The organism is Lysinibacillus sp. A4, assembly GCF_024919535.1.
In the GTDB taxonomy this organism is placed as follows: domain Bacteria; phylum Bacillota; class Bacilli; order Bacillales_A; family Planococcaceae; genus Lysinibacillus; species Lysinibacillus capsici.
In genome coordinates, this window is sequence record NZ_JANWTB010000012.1 from 44,183 (window position 1) to 61,843 (window position 17,661).

Below are 17,661 nucleotides of genomic sequence, written 5' to 3' on the forward strand. Positions count from 1 at the left end.
CAAACGAGTATAACCGATTGTGAGAAGTTTCACAATATCAGAATGAAATTTTGTGAAAGATTTCACAAAATAAACGAGAACCTGTTCATTTCTATTGATTTTTAAGCCATTAATAACAAATTCCCTTTATCTTTTATTAAAAAACGTTTCTTTTCTCTTAAACATAAATAATTGACGAAAATCGTAAAACCGAGTAGCATTACTTTGGTGAGGTGACATGGATGAATCCAATGGTTGAATTTTGTATAAGTAATTTAGCAAATGGCTCTCAAGCAACTTATGAAGTACTCGAACGCGATCCAAACATCGACGTTTTGGAATATGGCTGCCTCAGTTATTGTACAAAGTGCTCAGAATCCTTTTATGCAATAGTAAACGGTGAATTAGTAGAAGCAGATTCTCCTGATGAATTAACGAAAGCCATTTATCAATTTATTGAAGAAAATCCTTTATGGTAGTTTTCTAAAATACCTATATGAATAAATTTGAACAAATAAAAAGGATGTTATGCTGAAAATTAGCATAAACATCCTTTTATTACTTTAGTACGTCCACTACATATGTAGGTTGGCATTCTTTTTTGAGGACAGTCTCTGTAGGCGTCACACCAGTATTCACATGAATGGTGTCACAGCCAAAGCGAATGCCACACATAATGTCCGTATCATAATTATCACCGATCATTACCATGTCTTCTTTCGCAATTCCATGTTCGGTAGTAATTACTTCAAGCATGGCTGGCGATGGCTTACCAATATAGATTGGTTCAACATCTGCAACTTCTCCTACCAAGCGTGCAAAAGAACCATTGCCTGGTAAGAACCCGTATTCTGTTGGAAATTTAATATCCTGATTCGTGGCAATAAAGGTCGCTCCTTGCTGAACAAAAACCGTTGCTCTAGCAAGTGCCATATAATCAAGCGTACGATCAATCCCCATAACAAATACATCGGGTTCATGCTCAACAGGCACAATATTTTCATTGAGTAGTGCTTGACGAATACCATCTGTACCCATCATCGCTACTTTTTTGCCTGAAAAATGTAGGGCCACATACTTTGCTGTGACCAATGCACTTGAATAAATATGCTCTAATGGCGCGTTCACACCAATAGATAGTAAAGCTTCTTGCAGTTGTTCTCGCGTCTTGGAAGAATTATTCGTTACATAGAATGGCTCAATTCCTGCTTGCTGTAAACGATGAATAAAAGCTACCGCAGAAGGAATACCTTCCTTCCCACGGTAGACAGTACCATCTAAATCAAAGCAATAGGCCTTATATTGTTTCATTGATGATCCTCTGGCAAAAATGCTGAAACAGGTCCTAATTCATTTGTTAAATAATTATGAACTGCTGGCGAGAACTGCTTTAAAGCCGTTAGATTGGCTGTTAGTACATGGATAACCTCTTGGATATCTACCTCTATAAACTCACGCACTAGCATTTTACGTAAGCCAACAACTGCTTTGTATGGTGCTTCCAAATCAGCAGCTACAACTTTTTCATCGACTAAAATATCAATAATATCCTCGTAGCTTCCTGGATCGCGCATAATGAAACCGTCAATCATTAAATTTCCTACATCCATCATTGACTCCATAATGTTGTGTCCAATTCGCTCGATAGCTAATTTCTTTATATCATTCTGAAGCCAGTTATCCTCTGTCTCCAAAATAGTTAATAGCCCATCTAAGTACTGTAAATTTTTTGTGATTTTATTACGATCTACAAAATACACAAGGAAAGCCCCCATTCAAATCATTAAAAGTTGATAGTCTTTTCTCTTCTATAGTACCATAACTATAGGATTGGAAGGAGATTAAAAGATGGAACGTTTTTTTTTATATGATGATGTAGAAGATACGAAAACAAGATTTGTTAGTTTTGCTGGACAAAAGCTACGTTATGATTTAGCTATATTACAATCTGGCCGCTTCTTTGGAAAAGTGCTTGTCATGGATATCCAGTTCGGTCGCTTTGCTATTATTGGTCCTGATGATGTAGAAGAGCCTGGTTACTTAGAACATGTGTACAATCGCACAGAGGAAGAAACAATCGAATTACGGGAATACTTGCGTGAATTATTGAACTAACACCCATTTTATTGGGTGTTTTTTTATATAACATAAAAAAATTTCGCTAACCCTGAGCGATTGCGAAATCTTTTTACGTATTGTTATTTATTTAAAGTGGATGGATTATCTTTATTATGGGGCTTGTCTTTATTTTCATTATCATTTTGCTTTTTCGCTTGCTGATTTTGACCAATCACAGCTAAATCGTCTACACTAATATCAAAACCATACCCATATTCCTCTCGATCTAATGGCTTTTTATTGCGTTTTTCTTTTGCCAACATCATCACCTCCATTCATAAATTATCCCTTTTTTAATGATTTATACGCCCTTTTTCTCAATACGTTTAAGCTGTGACATCCTTAATAATCCACTGGGCAGCACTTATTAAATCTGGAAAGACAGCATCTGCTAATGAATCTTGTTCTCCTAGGAAAACACCCTTTGTTCCTGCCCGTTTTCCTGCAATAATATCCGTATCTGTATCGCCTACCATATAGGATTTTGATAAATCAATGTTATATTTCTTTCCTAAATCCACAATTAATTTGCTATTGGGCTTGCGGCAGGCACAACCTGACTTAGGTTTGTGTGGACAATAAACGACTTCATGGATCGTTGCCCCTTTTTTCTTTAGCTCCTTCACCATATGTTCATGTATTTTCTGTAAACCACTTTCCTTCATAAAGCCTAAACCAACCCCACCTTGATTTGTCACGACAAACACATAATCAAAATGCTTATTTAGCTTTCTGATTGCTTCAGGCACTTGCGGTAAAAAGTACAAATCCTTAGGCTTATTCACAAACTTCACACGATTTGTTAGCACTTCATTGATAACACCATCACGATCTAAAAATACGGCTCTTTTCATTTGCAACACACCTTCGATAAGCTGTTTTGTGCTTTAGTTTTCCCCAATTACACAAAAGCTAACAATGATAAAAAAACCTGATGCCTATCACATCAGGTTTTTGTATAAGAATTTATTCTGCTAAAGGTTCATGGTCTGTAGGCTTTGTTACTTCACTCATATCCACTACTTCTGGCTGTTTCATAACTTTCCCCAGTTTACGTAATACAAAATAAGCACAGCCAAAATTACAGTATTCGTATAGATAATCTTGAAGCGTACTTATTTTTGTATCAAAAGTGGATTTTTGATTTTTATCATCAAAAAACCCCTTTAAACGTAACTGGTTATAGCCCCAATCACCTACAATATAATCGTATCTGGCTAAGATATCTGAGTATCTTTCCTGAAAAACTTCCTCCTGAAAGGCCTCGCGATAATCTTCTATTAGTTCATATTCTAATCCTTCAACTATAATCAAAGTGACACCACCCTTTTCGTTCAGCCTTGACGTTTACACTTCCGCTTGTAATTGACGTTCTTTCGTTGCAGCATTTACTTGTTCGTCTGCATGATAACTACTACGTACAAGTGGGCCAGCCTCACAATGCTTAAAGCCTTTCTCCATGGCAATCTTACGCAGTTTACCAAATTCTATTGGTGAATAGTATTTTTTAACTGGTAAATGCTTTTTCGTTGGCTGTAAATACTGACCGATCGTCATAATATCTACATTATTTGCACGTAAATCGTCCATGACTTCTAAAATTTCTTCATGTGTCTCGCCTAATCCAATCATTAGTGATGATTTCGTTGGAATTTCAGGCTGCATCTCTTTAGCTAAACGCAGGAACTCTAAAGAGCGTTCGTATTTTGCACGAGCGCGCACTCTAGGTGTTAAACGGCGTACTGTTTCAATATTATGATTTAAAATATCTGGTTTTGCATCCATTAACATTTGAAGGTTCTCCTTCATCCCACCTAAATCTGATGGCAATACCTCAACAGATGTGAAAGGACTTTTACGACGAATTGCACGTACTGTTTCTGCTAAAACTTGCGCTCCGCCATCCTTTAAATCGTCACGTGCTACCATTGTAATAACAACATGCTTTAAATTCATAATGGCTACTGAATCTGCAACGCGCTCAGGTTCCGCCAAATCTAGTTCATTTGGTAAACCTGTTTTCACTGCACAGAAACGACAAGCACGTGTACAAACGGAACCAAGAATCATCATGGTAGCAGTACGTCTCTCTCCCCAGCATTCGTGGATGTTTGGACAACGAGCTTCTTCACATACTGTATGCAGATTTTTCTCACGCATCAGCTTTTTAAGCCCTTTATATTCATCATTCGTGTTTAGTTTTATTTTTAGCCAGTCTGGTTTTCTTACATGTTCTTCTTTACTTGTAGGTTTACAAGATGTCATACGAATATCGCCCCTATCAAAAATATACATTTTTTAATATTAACTATCTTCACTGTTGTCAATGTAACATATTAAAGGCACTCCAACAACTATCACAACAAACATTTCTATTTATAAGGGACAGGTATTTCTATGGACGGTTGTGGCGCGTCACTACTATTGGTATAAATGTTTGGAACAGGTCCCCTTGTTAGGCCCATCGCTACAGGTATATCCTGCGCAACGGTAGAAGACTTACTAGCGAAAGGAACAATAATCTGAACATTTACCTCTAAATGAATACCTACCTCCACATAAGCACTATTGATACCAAATTCTTGAATAGAGGATGTCACATTACTATGAACATTCCCAATCACATGGAAACGGATTGGGATCTTCGGCCCTAAATTTCCAAGTAATGGGATATTAGCTGCTTGACCAAGCGGTACAAAAAAGACAATGCCATCACCATCTTGGATCCTGTTAATATCATATTCAACATTATCTAATTCAGGTAAATGGGATAGCTCTCCTTGTTCAGCTTGCTCCAAATACATTTTAACAAGCTCTAATGTCTCTGCCCGAACACGATTAATGATTTCTGTATTAAACTTAGTCGTCATCATTTCAGACGTACCTGGAGGAATATCTTCAATGATATCATTGACATCTAATACATTAGAGGTACGTGAATTAATGGCTTTACTCACAACATATGAGGCAATCTTCGTAGTTTGCACTTCCGCATATTGCAAATAGGTTGGCATGAGCCGTTCATTTAAATAATAAATAAATAATATAAGGCAAACAACCATACTAACAATTAAAATCGTTAATTTATTAAGACGCATTCCCCTTCTACCATATGAGCGTAATTTCATTCTTTTTCGAGGGAAAAACAAAAAATCTCCTCCTGTTCCATAACGTATGAACAGGAGGAGGAATTTATTCTACTTTTGCTGGAACCACATAATCCGTCTCAACATTTTCAATTGTTACATCAGGATAATCCACTAAATTAACTTCATATGTAGCTGTGAGCAATTGATCTTGTTCTTCAAAAATACGAATCCATGGTAATGCCGCATCCAACGTGTTTTGTCTCGATACAATCCCACGGCGTCCATCTGATAATTTTAAAATAACACCATTTGGATAATGAACGACAGCTCTTTTTAAAGCTTTTACAATTCGAGCATCATAAAGAGTACCAGAGCCAGCTTCAACAATAGCTAGTCCTTGTGAAGGGAGCATTTTCTCTCGGTATACACGATTCGTCGTCACCGCATCAAAAACATCTGCAACGCCAATTATCTTGGCAAATGGATGAATTTCAAAGTCAACAAGTCCTCTTGGATAGCCACTTCCATCAATACGCTCATGGTGTTGGAAAGCACAGTGCGCCACAAGCAGAGAGATTGAATGTAAATTCCGCAATAAATCAAAACCATAACGAGCATGCATCTTCATCATTTCAAATTCATCATTCGTTAAACGTCCTGGCTTTGTTAAAATATCTTTTGGTACCATTAGTTTACCGACATCGTGTAATAATGCACCGATCCCGATCAAACGTAAATCCTCAGCAGAGTAGCCAAGTTCTTTGGCAATGGCAATAGAATACAATGTCACTTGGAAAGAATGCTGATATAAATATTCATCAAATAAATAAGCATCTGTTAAAATGGTTAGAATTTCATTATTTCCAGTAACTGCAGAAAGTAATTCATCTACAATCGAAACAATTGTCTTTGATTGCTGATCTAATATATAAGAAGCATTTACTGGATTCAAACCATCAATGGACTGGAACGAATCCTTTATAGTTTTGATGACTTTATTTCGCATAGCAGGTGGAACAGTCTCTTCTACTTCGATACCCTCAGAAATCTCATCGTCAATATATAAATAATGTGTATTTAACTGTTGAAGTCTTTGAATAATACGGTCATTAATGACAACATCTTTCTTTAAAAGCGGATGACCTGCCTCATTCCAAATGGTTCTTCCTAATACCATTCCTTCTTTTAATACATCGATTGAAATTAATCGCATGACTTCTTCCCCATTCCATTCTTTAAACTCTCTCTATTGTTTAAAGAATCTTTGACCATAATCTATCATAATGTTTCGTAAAAATTCAGGTAAAATATATTGTTTTTTTGCATATTTAAAACTTGGATAAAAATAACCAAATGTAAACAGATCCAATGTGACCAGTTTATAAGTGTGATTTTGATCTGCTAGCTTACCATTAATTAATAATTGTCGATTTTCATTCATGGAAAATCCATATGTCAATATTTTTCCAAAAATGACGCCTCGAAACCCTAATCCTTTTAGTTCGATATAGGGCCATTCTTCATTTTTGGATTGCATATAAATTTCTTTCATTTCAGCGACGGATAATTCAATTGTACATAAATTAATGGGATGTGGAAAAATTCGGTGCAAATCTAAAGCAGTCACTATTCCCTTAGGAAGACCATCTAAAAATATCCCTGCATTGAATAATGCACAGTCGGCTCCGCTTTTTTCCAAAATTGCATGTGCAAATAAATCAGACAGCTGTGAATAATGGAACCATTCCTTGTTGTAGGCTTTTTTTGTTGTAAAAACTGGAGTATCCAATATTCTGTTTCCTTCATCCTCCAAAAACTGTACCATCATCTGTTCATTTTTAACAATTGGCAAATCCTTATTATGAATTAAAGTATCCTTTTTTTCAACAATTTTCCTCAATTTTTTATCATATTCTATGATAAGATGTCCAGTATATTGACCAAACTTACCTCCACCTGTCAGTAAAACCCCATTAATCACTTTGCCCTCTGGTAGGACATGATGCGTATGAGAGCCGAATATAACATCAATTTCTGGACACTCATCCGCTAAGAGCTCATCCTCTGTAATGCCTAAATGGGATAAGCATACAACAATGTCTACTTCTTCACGTAGTTGATGCGCTAAACGTAGTAGTGTACTTCGAGCATCGTCCATATGCCAATTTAATTCTTCATAATATACTTCAAACATGGCCGTGGCTGCAATGACGCCAATTTTCGTACCCATTGCTGTTGTTAAGATTACATAAGGCTTCATCCATGCTGGCTTCATCCCGTGGGAGGCATATACATTTGCAACTACAACATCAAAATTAGCATTGTCATACAAGTGGAAGAGCTCTTCATGGGATAATGTAATGCCTTCATTGTTGCCGATTGTCACCACATCGTAACCCGCCTCATTTAACAATCGCACATTCCCTTTCCCAACTGTTGCTTCTGTATAAATATTGGAACGATCTAAATGATCTCCGACATCAAACAAATAGCTTGTTTCCCCTATACTCCCTAATTTATTGCGCATTTCTTTCACATAGCTTTGCATTCGTGGCCAATACTTAAAATGACTATGCAAATCATTTGTGTGAAAAATATGGATCTTTTCAAGCATTAAAGCCACCTCACTTCAAATTAAGCTAATATGCCTTCTATAATAGACCGAATTCCTAGTAATAAGAGAATAATCCTTAAAGCTAGTACAAGTGTATCGGATTTAATTCTTTTATTTAACGCAGCACCCAGCTTTGCTCCAACATAAGCACCAGGAATAACTGGAATAGTATAAAGCCAAGGTACATGACCGAAATAAACATGGCTTGCAGAATTAACGATGGACGTTAAAAATACCATAAACATCGATGTTGCCACCGCGACATGTGGTGGGAATAAGAATAAAATAATCATTGCTGGCACGATCATGGAGCCGCCACCTATTCCAAATAAACCAGAAGCAAAGCCAATACCAAATGTTAATGTAATAGCAAACCAAATGGGATAGCCATATACATAGTTTTTTCCCTCAGAGTCAGTAAATTCTTGTTGCATACCATTTTTTACAAACCATTTTACAGGCTTCAGTTTGTCCCGCACAAGCAAAATAATCGATAAAATAATAAGTAAAATACCAAAATACAAATTAAAGGATGGTAAATCTAACCCTTTATTGACCCATGCGCCAAGGATTGTTCCTGGAATACTTCCAATAAAGAATATAAAACCACTTTTATAATCCACCGTTTTAGATTTCATATAGCTTAGCGTGGAGGCAAGTCCCGTGAAAATCATCATCACCACTGATAAACCGACTACTCTTTGTGGTGTAATATCTGGAATCATTCCTAAATTTAAGCCGATGTATAATGTTGCTGGTACTAATACTACACCACCGCCTAGCCCAACTAATGAGCCAATTAGACCAGCAAGCAAGGCAATGATGACTAATAAAATAAATTCCATTATAGTTCCCCTTCAAACATGTTTAATTGTTTAGGTGCCAACCCGACATCGTTAATATTTAACATACCTTGTAGCTCCTTTGCGTTTTTCGCTGCATGATTACCAGAATTATTATTAAATAAAACGAAGAGTTCATTGACCTCTGGTTCAAGCTTTTTCATGCTATCCCCAAGCTGCAGTAATTCTTCTTTATTATAATCATATAAGAAGCGAACTTTACGCCAATTTTCTGCATTTCCCGTGTTCCGCCATCCATGTATATTGCGACCATGAAGACGAATCAACGCTTTATTTGCAGTCACTACAGGGTAGAAAGGAACAGATCCTACACCAGCCTGTGGCTCATCACAAATCGTATGAATAAATTGATGTTCTCGTAAGAAATCTATCGTTTGCTTGACAACATTTTCTGCATACCATGTTTGATTTCGAAATTCAATCGCTACTTCAAAATCCTTTAGCTGTTGTCGGATATACAATAAATATTGCACATTTTTTCCCTGGCAATCAAACCATGGTGGAAATTGTGCTAATACCATGGCTAGCTTTCCATAACGTTTAAATTCATTGGCACACTCAATAAATGCATTGAACATATCATTTTTTGATTCAAAGGGAATCTCTCCACGTAAATGACCCGTCATGCCTTGGTAAGCTTTCACAACAAAACGGAAGTTTTCAGGTGTATCCTCACACCATTTCCGAATATGCTCTTTGGCTGGTATGGCATAAAAAGAAGTATCTACTTCAACCGTTAAAAAATGACCTGTGTAATCAAATAATTTATCCTTTGAAGTAGTCACTCCACTATAAAGTGAAGGGTGATCGCCCCAACCAGTTAATCCTACTACAATCATGTGACATCCTCCTCTATGTACATAATCATAGCACACAGTATGTCACTACAAATAAACATCATGTAAAAAATCTACCTTCTTTTATCACTTAATTATGCCAAAGAAAAAGCATGAGTCCATATTCCATTGAACTCATGCTACTATAACAGGCGACGTTTATTTCACAAGATTTTGCTGAATAGCCTCTAAAAACTTAATTCGGCTGTATGCAGGGCCACCCTCCATTAATGGATCTAGTACATTAACAAATACTTGATCATTTTTAAATGCAGTAATATTTTGGATAATTGGATTCTTTTTAAAGTCTTCTAAAGCATTCGGCGCGTCCGCATTTTCATCTGTTGAAAACTGCACAAATAAATAATCAGGATTCATATCTGCAAGCTGCTCAACAGAAATAGCCTCTTGAGATTTAGCTTTAGCAACTTCATCAGGTACTGCTAAACCAAGCTCTCCATAAAGAACTGCATTTAAAAATACTTCTTTTGGATAAACATACGCTTGTCCTCCACGAATACGAATAGCCGCCACTTTTTGATCTTGTAGTTTTTCAGTTAACGTGGATTTAACAGCTTCAATATCAGCTTTATATGTAGATAATATCTTCTCAGCATCTGCTTGCTTACCAGTTAGTTCAGCTAGTAAATTCAAATTAGATTCCCAGTTCGTCGAAATATGTGAAACCAAAATTGTAGGTGCAATTTTCTCTAATTTACTTTGTACCTCTTCTGGAAACTTTGTGGAGCCTAAAATGACATCTGGATTTAATTCTACTATTTTTTCAAAATTTGGTTTAATCTTCTCACCAATAGATTCTGCTTTGTCTGTTACCGAAGCATATAGCTCAGGGAATTTGCCGCCAATAGCAATAGCTCCAACTGGGTGAACATCCAGCACAACCATATCCTCCATTGCTTCCATAGCTCCTGTTACAACAATTCTTTCCACTTTTTCTGGCACTTCATAGCTTTCACCAAGATATTCAATCGTTCTTGTGCCATTTTCATTTGTTGATTCTTCTTTTGTTTGTGTCACATCTTCTTTTCGTGTATCAGTGGAGGATTCCTCTTCTACTGCCTTCTTCTCCCCACATGCGGCGAGAATGAGTATAAATAATGCTATGAAACTAATAAATAAAAACTTCTTTTTCATTTACCGATTCTCCTTTGAATGATGATTGTTAGGATGATTAACTATCTCATCTGGTTTATTGAAGAACTGAACATCTTCTAGATTTATCAGCCCCCTTTAATTGATATTGATTCTCATTATCATTTTAGTATGTAATCTTTAAAAAATCCAGTACTATTTCGATATATTATAAATATCCATTTTTATTCTCAACGTAAAAACACAAAAAACCCCTAGTCACAATTTATGTTGTGACTAGGGGTGGCTAATAAATTAACCGATAGAACCTTCCATCTCGAATTTAATCAGACGGTTCATTTCTACTGCGTATTCCATTGGTAGTTCTTTTGTGAATGGCTCGATGAAGCCCATTACGATCATTTCTGTTGCTTCTTCTTCAGAAATTCCGCGAGACATTAAATAGAATAATTGTTCTTCAGATACTTTTGAAACTTTTGCTTCGTGCTCTAAAGATACATTATCATTAAAGATCTCGTTATAAGGAATTGTATCAGAAGTCGATTGATTATCCATAATCAGCGTATCACATTCGATGTTAGCACGTGCACCACTTGCTTTAGGACCGAAACGAACTTGTCCCATATACGTTACCTTACCACCTTGTTTAGCAATCGATTTAGAAACGATTGTTGAAGATGTATTTGGTGCCATATGGATCATTTTTGCGCCAGCATGTTGGTGTTGTCCTTTACCTGCTAATGCAATCGATAATGTCATACCACGAGCACCTTCACCTTTTAGGATACATGCTGGGTATTTCATTGTTAATTTGGAACCGATGTTACCATCAATCCATTCCATTGTACCGTTTTCTTCTACAACTGTACGTTTTGTTACAAGATTGTAAACATTGTTCGCCCAGTTTTGAATCGTTGTATAACGGCAATATGCATCTTTACGAACAACAATTTCTACAACTGCTGAGTGTAAGGAGTTTGTTGTGTAAACAGGAGCTGTACAACCTTCAACATAGTGTACGTGAGCCCCTTCATCTACAATAATAAGTGTACGTTCGAATTGACCCATATTTTCTGAGTTAATACGGAAGTAAGCTTGTAATGGTGTTTCTACTTTAACACCTGGTGGCACATAAATAAATGATCCACCTGACCATACTGCTGAGTTTAAAGCAGCAAATTTATTGTCTGTGTAAGGAATCACTTTGCCCCAATATTGTTTGAAAATATCTTCGTTTTCACGTAAAGCAGAGTCAGTATCTTTGAACACAATACCAAGATCTTCAAGGTCTTTTTTCATGTTGTGATAAACTACCTCAGACTCATATTGTGCAGATACACCTGCAAGATATTTTTGTTCTGCTTCTGGGATACCTAATTTATCAAAAGTTGCTTTGATTTCATCAGGTACTTCATCCCATGATTTTTGAGTAGCTTCTGATGGTTTTACATAGTACGTAATTTCATCAAAATCTAAATCTCCAAGATCGCCACCCCATTGTGGCATCGGTTTTGTATAAAATGTTTCAAGAGCTTTTAAACGGTATTCAAGCATCCATTCTGGCTCTTGTTTCATATTTGAAATTTCACGGACGATTTCTTCAGTTAAACCGCGTTTTGAACGGAAAATTGATACGTCCTTGTCATGGAAACCGTATTTGTAATCGCCGATATCAGGCATTTTTTTAGCCATCGTTTCTCCTCCGTTCATTGAGATGTATTTTCTAGGTAATCATCCCTTGCTTTGAGTGAAGCCATAGTAGCTTTCACTCAAGAACAAGGAAGTAAGATTTATTTCACACCTTTTTCCATTGCTTTCCAAGCCAATGTTGCACATTTAATTCGTGCTGGGAATTGTGAAACACCTTGCAGTGCCTCCACATCCTCTAGGTCATATTTATCACTGTACTCTTCACCCATCATCATTTTAGAAAAAATATCAGAAAGCTCAATAGCTTCTTCTACTTTTTTCCCTTTGATGAGCTGTGTCATCATTGATGCAGAAGACATAGAAATAGAACAGCCTTCACCATCAAATTTCGCATCCTCTACAACACCGTCAGTCACTTTTAATGTTAAATGAATACGATCACCACATGTAGGATTGTTCATATCAATCGTTACAGCATCCTCTTCTAAAGAGCCTTTATTACGAGGATTTTTATAGTGATCCATAATGACTGAACGATATAGTTGATCTAAATTATTAAAAGACATCGCCAAAATACTCCTTCGCAGAACGTAACCCTGCAACTAAACGGTCAATATCTTCCTCTGTATTGTACAGATAGAAGCTTGCACGCGCTGTCGCTACTTGCTGAAGACATTTCATTAGTGGCTGTGCACAATGATGTCCTGCACGAACAGCAATCCCGTTCATGTCAAGCACCGTTGCCACATCATGTGGATGTACATCATCTAGATTAAATGTTACTAATCCACAACGCTTCATAGGGTCACGTGGGCCGAAAATTTTCAAACCGTCAATTGTTTCAAGTTGATCCATTGCGTAGCCTGCAAGCTTATGCTCATGCTCTAGAATGTTATCTAACCCGATATCAGTTAAGAAATCAATAGCGGCTCCTAATCCTATTGCACCTGCAATAATAGGCGTTCCACCTTCAAATTTCCACGGTAATTCCTTCCACGTTGACTCATAAAGCCCAACAAAATCAATCATTTCGCCACCAAACTCAATTGGCTCCATCTTTTCAAGGTGTTCCTTTTTACCATATAGTACACCTATTCCAGTTGGTCCGCACATTTTATGCCCTGAGAAACCTAAGAAATCTACATCTAAATCTTGCACATCAATTTTCATATGTGGCGCAGCCTGTGCACCATCAGCTACCATGACAGCACCATTAGCATGTGCAATTTGAGCAATTTCTTTAATTGGATTTATTGTTCCAAGTACGTTTGATGCCATAGACACCGAAACAATTTTTGTTTTAGGTGTGACTGTCGCACGTACTTTCTCTAGGCTAAGAGTGCCATCTGCTTCAAGCTCAATGTATTTTAAAGTTGCATTTTTTTCTTTGGCTAATTGTTGCCAAGGAATAATATTGGAATGATGCTCCATATGAGTAATGACTATTTCATCACCCTCGACAACATTTGCACGTCCATAACTTGTCGCAACTGTATTTAAAGCGGTTGTTGTCCCACGCGTAAAAATAATTTCCTGTGTTGATTGTGCATTAATAAACTTACGAACCTTTTCACGAGCACCTTCATATTTATCTGTTGCACGGTTTCCTAGTGTATGCACCCCACGGTGAACATTGGAATTATCAAATTCATAATAAGCTTTAATCGCTTCAATCACTTGAACAGGCTTCTGAGACGTCGCTGCACTATCAAGATATACAAGTCTATGACCATTTACATCCTGATTTAAAATTGGGAAATAGCTTTTAATGTCTTTATTCATCATTAGCGAACTTTCCTTTCAATAACCTCCGTCAGTTGCTTTTGAACGCCTTCAATTGGTAATTGCGTAACAACTGGCGCAAGGAATCCATGGATAACAAGGCGCTCTGCTTCTGCTTTCGAGATACCACGGCTCATTAAATAGTAAAGCTGTAATGGATCTACTCGACCAACAGATGCTGCGTGTCCTGCTGTTACATCATCTTCGTCAATTAATAAAATTGGGTTTGCATCCCCACGAGCTTTTTCTGACAGCATTAATACACGTGATTCTTGTTGTGCATCGGCTTTTGTTGCACCATGCTCGATATAGCCAATACCGTTAAAGATTGATTGAGCTGCATCTTTCATGACACCATGCTTTAAGATATGCCCGTTAGAGTTTTTACCCCAATGACGAACCTCAGTAGTGAAGTTAAGTTTTTGTTCTCCACGACCAACTACGACTGTTTTTGTATCTGCATGAGAACCGTCACCAATCAAATGTGTAATGTTTTCAGAGATTGTGTCTGAATCATTCATTAAACCAAGAGCCCAGTCAACTTTCGCGTCACGTGCTAAACGTGCACGACGATTTACATAAGTCGTAAAGCCTTTTGCAAGGACATCCACTGCACCATATGTCACCTGTGCATTATCTTGAACAACAACTTCTGCAATAATATTCGCTTGCCCTTTTGCCTCTTCAACTGTTGAAACATATGTTTCAACATATGTTACAGCTGAATTCGCTTCTGCTACTACTAAAACATGGTTATATAATGAAGCTTCTGCATTGTCATTAAGGAAAACAACTTGAAGTGGTTGCTCAATGATCACGTTTTTTGGTACGTATACAAACACACCACCATTAACAAGTGCTGCATGAAGTGCTGTTAATTTATGCTCATCTACTTTAACTGCTTCAGTCATAAAGTATTTTTGAACAAGTTCGCTATGTTCACGAACTGCTGTGAAAATATCAGTAAAAATAACACCTTTATCCGCAAGTTCTTGTGATGCCTTAATATATGCTGGTGTATTATTACGTTGAATATATAGGTTTTCTTGTGCTTCAAGGTCAATTAAACCTTTTGCTTCTTCAGGTAGAGCATCCAATGAAGGGAATGCCTCACTATGAACTGCCAACGCTGGGAAGTTCATGAAATCCCATTTTGTAATATTCGTTCTATCTGGTTTTGGCAAATCTAAACCAGTTACTTTGTCTAGTGCTGCCGCGCGAAGTTCTGTAAACCATGTTGGTTCACCATTTGCTTCTGAGAACGAGCGCACGTCCTGTACTGTTACAGGCAAGTTAAGTTCCACTGTCATGCTAGTTCGTCCTCCTTCTTATGCTTCTTGTTCTTCTGTTTCTTCTTCGATTCCTAATTCTTTTTTAATCCAGTCATAACCTTCTGCTTCTAAGCGTTGTGCAAGCTCTGCACCACCTGATTTGACAACACGTCCTTGCATCATTACGTGTACATGGTCTGGTGTAATGTAGTTTAATAGGCGTTGATAGTGTGTAATCATTAAGCAGCCAAAGCCTTCACCACGCATTGCGTTGATGCCTTTTGAGACAACTTTCAATGCATCGATATCAAGACCAGAGTCAATTTCATCTAAGATTGCAAATGTTGGTTTAATCATCATTAATTGAAGAATCTCATTACGTTTTTTCTCACCGCCAGAGAAACCTTCATTTAAATAACGTTGAGCCATATCTTCGTTCATTTCAAGGAATTCCATGTTTTTATCTAATTCGCGGATAAATTTCATTAATGAAATTTCATCGCCTTCTTCACGACGCGCGTTAATTGCTGAACGTAAGAAATCAGCATTTGTAACACCAGCAATTTCAGATGGATATTGCATAGCTAGGAATAAACCAGCTTGAGCACGCTCGTCTACTTCCATTTCAAGCACATCTTCGCCATCTAACTCAACAGTACCTGAAGTTACTTCATATTTTGGATGACCCATAATAGCAGAAGCTAGTGTTGATTTACCAGTTCCGTTTGGTCCCATAATTGCGTGAATTTCGTTTGTATTAATTGTAAGATTTACGCCTTTTAAAATCTCTTTTCCGTCGATAGCAACGTGAAGATCTTTAATAACTAAAGTTGACATGAAAATACCTCCATAGTGTTCAGTGAATGGGTCAACCATTCCTTAATTATCATCATTCTAATCTTAACTGAAAATCGTTCTCTATGCAAACCATTTCAATTACTTTCCCATTCCTTAAATAAAATCTTTAAAAATAAAGACTTTGTAAGCATTTTCAGTTTATTACTACTTCACCTAAACAATGAGAATAGACTTTCTTCATTTTCAATAAAATCCCTCTAATTGAGAATTGATTTCATCTAGCTACATAGTGAAAACCTCGAGAAAAGTGCTAATTGTAGCGGTTTTGTGACAAATTAGCATAAACAACATATCTATACTATAACCTATTTCATGAAAATGGAATCAATTTAAGTTCATATTGCAAGAAAGAAATTTTGCTATAAAAATTGATGGATTGTATCCAACGTTTCTGCCATTTCTCCATTAATTTAGATGATATGCCCATAAAAATCCTTTTATTTCCAGTAAAAATGCATCTAACAGCTTATTATTTTTATTTTGACATGAACAGTCCTTTTTCATCTTAAATAATATATAATTAAGGTATAATCAATCTTATTTTTAGATTAATAGAGGTGAAATGTTAGTGGAGTTACGTCAATTACGCTATTTTGTAGAGGTTGCTGAACGTGAGCATATTTCCGAGGCTGCTGAGCATCTTCATGTAGCCCAATCTGCCATTAGTCGGCAAATCGCAAATCTTGAAGATGAGTTAGGCACTCCGTTATTTGAACGAGTGGGACGAAATGTCAAATTAACTCCAATAGGGAAGACATTTCTTGAGCATACCATTACAGCATTAAAGGCCATCGATTTTGCAGCAAAGCAGGTAGAAGAATATCTTGATCCTGCAAAGGGCTCAATTAAAATCGGCTTTCCAACAAGTTTAGCTAGCTATGTTCTGCCAACCGTTATTTCAGCCTTTAAACGAGAATATCCTGATTTACAATTTCAACTCCGTCAAGGGTCTTATCGATTTTTGATTGATGCAGTCAAAAATAGGGAGTTGAACCTCGCCTTTTTGGGACCCCTGCCCCCGAAGGACGAATCCATTCAATCAACCATTCTGTTTACTGAAAATATTGCCGCACTCCTACCAGCCAATCATCCATTAGCTAAAAGAGAAAGCATACAGCTTGCAGAGTTGAAAAATGATTTATTCGTATTATTTCCAGATGGTTACATTTTGCATAAGGTAGCGATGGATGCTTGTCGAGCTGCAGGCTTTTTACCTAATGTCATTTCAGAGGGGGAAGATTTGGATGCATTAAAGGGCTTAGTCGCCGCTGGCATAGGTGTTAGTCTATTACCAGAAAGCTCTCTTTATGATTCAGCAGCTCGCTTTACCATCAAGGTCCCTATTGAATCTCCTACAATCCCTAGAACTGTTGGTATTATTTCACCCGTAAATCGAGAAATTGCACCATCAGAAGTCATTTTCTTAGATTTTGTGAAAAACTTTTTTTCTCGTCTTTCACAATTTCAATAAAAAAGAGCTAAGGGTAG

The 17,661-nt window shown here is 36.9% G+C and carries 20 protein-coding genes; 3 read left to right on the forward strand and 17 right to left on the reverse strand.

The window, feature by feature from the left end; all coding sequences use genetic code 11:
- Positions 1-221 precede the first annotated feature (221 nt).
- A complete protein-coding gene (locus tag NY607_RS20155) occupies positions 222-458 on the forward strand; it encodes a YuzB family protein (protein WP_004228286.1) in 237 nt (78 codons plus the stop codon).
- Positions 459-537: 79 nt separating this feature from the next.
- Here NY607_RS20155 and NY607_RS20160 read toward each other — a convergent pair whose 3' ends face one another.
- Together NY607_RS20160 and NY607_RS20165 are read right to left on the reverse strand one after the other, a co-directional pair.
- Positions 538-1,290, reverse strand: coding sequence for a TIGR01457 family HAD-type hydrolase (locus NY607_RS20160; RefSeq protein WP_131521228.1), 753 nt, complete (start codon positions 1,288-1,290; stop codon positions 538-540).
- Positions 1,287-1,739, reverse strand: coding sequence for a DUF86 domain-containing protein (locus NY607_RS20165; RefSeq protein ID WP_009371987.1), 453 nt, complete (start codon positions 1,737-1,739; stop codon positions 1,287-1,289). The genes NY607_RS20160 and NY607_RS20165 overlap by 4 nt, the downstream gene beginning before the upstream one ends.
- A gap of 88 nt (positions 1,740-1,827) precedes the next feature.
- Between NY607_RS20165 and NY607_RS20170 the strand changes: the two genes are divergently transcribed.
- A complete protein-coding gene (locus tag NY607_RS20170) occupies positions 1,828-2,094 on the forward strand; it encodes a DUF3055 domain-containing protein (protein WP_009371988.1) in 267 nt (88 codons plus the stop codon).
- 83 nt (positions 2,095-2,177) lie between these two features.
- On the opposite strand, the gene NY607_RS20175 is transcribed toward NY607_RS20170, so the two are convergent.
- From NY607_RS20175 to sufC, 15 genes are all read right to left on the reverse strand, one after another.
- On the reverse strand, positions 2,178-2,372 hold the full coding sequence (locus NY607_RS20175; RefSeq protein WP_175400780.1) for a hypothetical protein: 195 nt from the start codon (positions 2,370-2,372) through the stop codon (positions 2,178-2,180).
- 51 nt (positions 2,373-2,423) lie between these two features.
- Positions 2,424-2,951, reverse strand: a complete 528-nt coding sequence (locus NY607_RS20180) for a D-glycero-alpha-D-manno-heptose-1,7-bisphosphate 7-phosphatase (RefSeq protein ID WP_131521226.1) — start codon at positions 2,949-2,951, stop codon at positions 2,424-2,426.
- Between the two features lie 112 nt (positions 2,952-3,063).
- Positions 3,064-3,411, reverse strand: coding sequence for a YutD family protein (locus NY607_RS20185; protein ID WP_004228271.1), 348 nt, complete (start codon positions 3,409-3,411; stop codon positions 3,064-3,066).
- 33 nt (positions 3,412-3,444) lie between these two features.
- Positions 3,445-4,362, reverse strand: coding sequence for a lipoyl synthase (gene lipA, locus NY607_RS20190; protein ID WP_004228269.1), 918 nt, complete (start codon positions 4,360-4,362; stop codon positions 3,445-3,447).
- A gap of 107 nt (positions 4,363-4,469) precedes the next feature.
- On the reverse strand, positions 4,470-5,246 hold the full coding sequence (yunB, locus tag NY607_RS20195) for a sporulation protein YunB (RefSeq protein WP_131521225.1): 777 nt from the start codon (positions 5,244-5,246) through the stop codon (positions 4,470-4,472).
- A 43-nt stretch (positions 5,247-5,289) separates the two neighbouring features.
- Positions 5,290-6,399, reverse strand: coding sequence for an HD-GYP domain-containing protein (locus NY607_RS20200; protein WP_131521224.1), 1,110 nt, complete (start codon positions 6,397-6,399; stop codon positions 5,290-5,292).
- A 33-nt stretch (positions 6,400-6,432) separates the two neighbouring features.
- Positions 6,433-7,800: a bifunctional metallophosphatase/5'-nucleotidase gene (locus NY607_RS20205; protein WP_131521223.1), complete on the reverse strand. Its 1,368-nt coding sequence runs from the start codon at positions 7,798-7,800 to the stop codon at positions 6,433-6,435.
- Positions 7,801-7,820: 20 nt separating this feature from the next.
- Positions 7,821-8,645: a sulfite exporter TauE/SafE family protein gene (locus tag NY607_RS20210; RefSeq protein WP_131521222.1), complete on the reverse strand. Its 825-nt coding sequence runs from the start codon at positions 8,643-8,645 to the stop codon at positions 7,821-7,823.
- Positions 8,645-9,502, reverse strand: a complete 858-nt coding sequence (locus tag NY607_RS20215; protein ID WP_259420263.1) for a DUF72 domain-containing protein — start codon at positions 9,500-9,502, stop codon at positions 8,645-8,647. Before NY607_RS20215 ends, NY607_RS20210 begins: the two co-directional genes overlap by 1 nt.
- Positions 9,503-9,658: 156 nt before the next feature.
- Positions 9,659-10,654, reverse strand: a complete 996-nt coding sequence (locus NY607_RS20220) for an ABC transporter substrate-binding protein (protein ID WP_259420264.1) — start codon at positions 10,652-10,654, stop codon at positions 9,659-9,661.
- 252 nt (positions 10,655-10,906) lie between these two features.
- Positions 10,907-12,304 (reverse strand): Fe-S cluster assembly protein SufB, encoded by a 1,398-nt coding sequence (gene sufB, locus NY607_RS20225; RefSeq protein WP_016993620.1) that lies wholly within the window; start codon positions 12,302-12,304, stop codon positions 10,907-10,909.
- A gap of 98 nt (positions 12,305-12,402) precedes the next feature.
- Positions 12,403-12,828 (reverse strand): Fe-S cluster assembly sulfur transfer protein SufU, encoded by a 426-nt coding sequence (gene sufU / locus NY607_RS20230; protein ID WP_036078619.1) that lies wholly within the window; start codon positions 12,826-12,828, stop codon positions 12,403-12,405.
- Positions 12,818-14,047 (reverse strand): cysteine desulfurase, encoded by a 1,230-nt coding sequence (locus NY607_RS20235; protein ID WP_048394396.1) that lies wholly within the window; start codon positions 14,045-14,047, stop codon positions 12,818-12,820. Before NY607_RS20235 ends, sufU begins: the two co-directional genes overlap by 11 nt.
- Complete coding sequence (sufD, locus tag NY607_RS20240; protein WP_131521219.1) at positions 14,047-15,354, reverse strand: Fe-S cluster assembly protein SufD; 1,308 nt, start codon at positions 15,352-15,354, stop codon at positions 14,047-14,049. Before sufD ends, NY607_RS20235 begins: the two co-directional genes overlap by 1 nt.
- 18 nt (positions 15,355-15,372) lie before the next feature.
- Positions 15,373-16,152, reverse strand: a complete 780-nt coding sequence (gene sufC, locus NY607_RS20245) for a Fe-S cluster assembly ATPase SufC (protein ID WP_016994918.1) — start codon at positions 16,150-16,152, stop codon at positions 15,373-15,375.
- A gap of 589 nt (positions 16,153-16,741) precedes the next feature.
- On the opposite strand from sufC, the gene gltC reads away from it, so the two are divergent.
- A complete protein-coding gene (gltC, locus tag NY607_RS20250; protein WP_131521218.1) occupies positions 16,742-17,644 on the forward strand; it encodes a glutamate biosynthesis transcriptional regulator GltC in 903 nt (300 codons plus the stop codon).
- Positions 17,645-17,661: the final 17 nt, after the last annotated feature.

Bases quoted from the DNA above. Each gene is read 5' to 3' on its own strand.
- NY607_RS20180 (WP_131521226.1), bottom strand. From the start codon at position 2,951: ATGAAAAGAGCCGTATTTTTAGATCGTGATGGTGTTATCAATGAAGTG.
- NY607_RS20220 (WP_259420264.1), bottom strand. From the start codon at position 10,654: ATGAAAAAGAAGTTTTTATTTATTAGTTTCATAGCATTATTTATACTC.
- sufU (WP_036078619.1), bottom strand. From the start codon at position 12,828: ATGTCTTTTAATAATTTAGATCAACTATATCGTTCAGTCATTATGGAT.
- NY607_RS20235 (WP_048394396.1), bottom strand. From the start codon at position 14,047: ATGATGAATAAAGACATTAAAAGCTATTTCCCAATTTTAAATCAGGAT.
- NY607_RS20155 (WP_004228286.1), top strand. From the start codon at position 222: ATGAATCCAATGGTTGAATTTTGTATAAGTAATTTAGCAAATGGCTCT.
- NY607_RS20200 (WP_131521224.1), bottom strand. From the start codon at position 6,399: ATGCGATTAATTTCAATCGATGTATTAAAAGAAGGAATGGTATTAGGA.
- sufC (WP_016994918.1), bottom strand. From the start codon at position 16,152: ATGTCAACTTTAGTTATTAAAGATCTTCACGTTGCTATCGACGGAAAA.
- NY607_RS20205 (WP_131521223.1), bottom strand. From the start codon at position 7,800: ATGCTTGAAAAGATCCATATTTTTCACACAAATGATTTGCATAGTCAT.
- sufD (WP_131521219.1), bottom strand. From the start codon at position 15,354: ATGACAGTGGAACTTAACTTGCCTGTAACAGTACAGGACGTGCGCTCG.
- lipA (WP_004228269.1), bottom strand. From the start codon at position 4,362: ATGACATCTTGTAAACCTACAAGTAAAGAAGAACATGTAAGAAAACCA.
- NY607_RS20215 (WP_259420263.1), bottom strand. From the start codon at position 9,502: ATGATTGTAGTAGGATTAACTGGTTGGGGCGATCACCCTTCACTTTAT.
- sufB (WP_016993620.1), bottom strand. From the start codon at position 12,304: ATGGCTAAAAAAATGCCTGATATCGGCGATTACAAATACGGTTTCCAT.
- NY607_RS20175 (WP_175400780.1), bottom strand. From the start codon at position 2,372: ATGGAGGTGATGATGTTGGCAAAAGAAAAACGCAATAAAAAGCCATTA.
- NY607_RS20170 (WP_009371988.1), top strand. From the start codon at position 1,828: ATGGAACGTTTTTTTTTATATGATGATGTAGAAGATACGAAAACAAGA.
- NY607_RS20160 (WP_131521228.1), bottom strand. From the start codon at position 1,290: ATGAAACAATATAAGGCCTATTGCTTTGATTTAGATGGTACTGTCTAC.
- NY607_RS20210 (WP_131521222.1), bottom strand. From the start codon at position 8,645: ATGGAATTTATTTTATTAGTCATCATTGCCTTGCTTGCTGGTCTAATT.